Here is a 2,375-nt window from a genome sequence, read left to right as displayed (position 1 = left end):
GGCAGGCCGGCCTGCCCGTCTGCAGAGGCAGTCTCCTGCGCCGTGTTGGCCTGGGCGTGACCTGCCGTTTCATCAGGACCGGGGAGCGTGTCTGACACGGGGCTTACAGGCTCAGAGATGGGCGATGACGGTTTCGCCACCGACCATGGTTTGTCCGGTGCTGACAAGCGGCGTCACACCCGCCGGCAGATAAAGATCGGTACGCGAGCCAAAGCGGATCAGGCCGAAACGATCACCCGGTTCCACAGCGCTGCCCTCGTCCACATAGCAGACGATACGACGTGCAATCAGCCCGGCGATCTGCACGATGGCCATGTGACGGCCGTCCTCAAGCGTCAGGCGAACCTCGTTGCGTTCATTGAGGTCAGAGGCCTTGTCGAGGCTGGCATTGAGGAACTGCCCGGCGTGATAGGCAATTTTCGTGACCGTGCCGGCTGCAGGCATACGGTTGATATGCACGTTCAGCACCGAAAGGAAGGTTGCCACGCGCCACACAGGCTCACTGCCCATGCCCAGCGCTGCGGGTGGCGTCGCGAGTTCGACCGATACGACGCGGCCATCCGCCGGGGCCAGAGCCAGATCGGTGCGCGCCGGCGGAAAGCGCTTGGGATCGCGGAAGAAGTAAAGGCAGAATCCGAACCCGCCCAGAGCCACATTGCCAATCAGGCGCGTGGCGCGCCAGGGCGTTGCGCGGCCGAGCAGGGTCAACCCTCCCGTCAGTGCGAGAAACGGGAAGGCAGCGCGGTGAGGCGGCGCCAGAACGGATTTGATCGATTGAATCAGGGACATGGGCGCAGTCTTACGACACCTTGGTTTTGGGTCAAGCTTTGCCTGTTTTCAGCCCTAGCTGCCCGGTTTTTCACTCAGGCTGCCACAGCTGCTGGCAGAGCTCGCCAATGTGGTGACGCGCCTGCCAAAAGCGAGCTTGGCGCGTTCAGCCTCAACCGGCATGCCGGAATAGAGATCCTTGCACGCGTTCACAAGATGCACGCCCCCCAGCCTGCGGCCCAGCAACCCCGTTGCCCGATCGGCCATGAGAGCCGCCTGCTCACCCAGCTTCAGCAGCGCCAGAGGCGCGCTGAGCGCGGTGGCCGTACTTTCGGCGCGAAACAGGGCGCGTTGCAGGGCGCGATCGAGCTGGCTGGCCGAAAACGGGCTGCCATGACCGAAAGGCGACGTATCGTCCTTGGCGGCAAGACCTGTCCGGTTCGGGACAACAAGAATCAGCCGGCCATGATCGGCGAGGACTTTCCAGACCATGCGCAGCAGAGGATGGGGATTGGCCAGTTCGAGCCCGTGCACCATCACTACCAGATCAATGCCGAGATCATCGAAGGGCAGGGCATCCGGCGCCACAAGGCATGAAGGCACGGCAAAGCCACCATGATTGTCTAGGGGCGCGCGCCGGGTCAGCGGCGTGTCCAGCTGGGCCGACGCCACCCATCGTGCCCGTCCGAGCCCACGCCATTGGGACAGGAGAGGCTGCGCATAGCCAAGACCCAGAACGCGTAGCCCGGTCGGGTCGGGCAGCAGGCCTGCCAGTTGCGCCATGAGCAGAGCATTGACCTGATCGCCGCGCCGGCTGGCATAAAAACCGGCAGCATCGGGAGGAACGAACTGGGGTGGGCGCTTGGGCATGGGGACACGCTAGACCGAACCTCCCTATTAGGCCAGAGGGGCTGGTGGTGCGTTCTCGACCGGCAAGGCGTAATATCTCTCTCAGCTGACGCCCGAACACACTGCAGGAACAGGAGAGCTGCACTATGAGCCTACAGATCAAAGCCGTACCTTTCGCACGCGATAATTATGCCTGGCTTCTGACCGACCCGCAGACAGGAATCGTTGCCGTCGTTGACCCCGGCGAGTCCGATCCGGTCGCGGAAGTGATTGGTGACGGTCGTCTCGACCTCATTCTTCTTACCCATCATCACGCCGATCATATTGGAGGCGCCGAGGCCCTGCGCCAGAAATACGGTGCCCGTATCGCCGGCGCGGAGGCGGATCAGGCCCGGTTGCCACCGCTTGACCTGCTACTTCATGACGAGGACCGTATTGCCGTGGGTCATGATCTGGGGGAGGTCATTGCCACCCCCGGTCATGCGCGCGGGCATATCTCCCTCTACTTCCGCTCTGTTCCAGCGCTGTTCTGCGGTGACACGTTGTTCAGCCTCGGGTGCGGTCGCCTTCTGGAGGGGACGGCGGAAGAGATGTTCACCAGCCTTCACCGCTTCGACCCCCTGCCGGATGACACGCTCGTGTATTGCGGTCATGAATACACGCAGAGCAATGCTGCTTTTGCGCTGAGTATCGACCCGACAAACGAGGCGCTGCGGCAGCGTGCTGCTGAAGTCGAGGCGCTTCGTGCCGAGGGACGC

General features: G+C 63.1%; 2 protein-coding genes and 1 pseudogene. 1 reads left to right on the top strand and 2 read right to left on the bottom strand.

Annotation, left to right across the window (positions count from 1 at the left end):
• Positions 1-111: 111 nt before the first annotated feature.
• Positions 112-798 (bottom strand): annotated as a pseudogene (locus P792_RS25465) (phosphatidylserine decarboxylase); the annotation flags it as partial.
• A gap of 45 nt (positions 799-843) precedes the next feature.
• Positions 844-1,638 carry a class I SAM-dependent methyltransferase gene (locus P792_RS25460; protein ID WP_023978134.1) on the bottom strand — a complete coding sequence of 265 codons (795 nt, stop codon included), beginning with the start codon at positions 1,636-1,638 and terminating at the stop codon, positions 844-846.
• Positions 1,639-1,763: 125 nt separating this feature from the next.
• Here P792_RS25460 and gloB point away from each other — a divergent pair.
• On the top strand, positions 1,764-2,375 hold a 612-nt coding region (gloB, locus tag P792_RS25455), incomplete at its 3' end, for a hydroxyacylglutathione hydrolase (protein WP_023978133.1).

The organism is Asaia sp. SF2.1, assembly GCF_000505765.1.
Classification (GTDB): Bacteria; Pseudomonadota; Alphaproteobacteria; order Acetobacterales; family Acetobacteraceae; genus Asaia; species Asaia bogorensis.
This window is presented reverse-complemented; position numbering and strand designations above follow the sequence as displayed.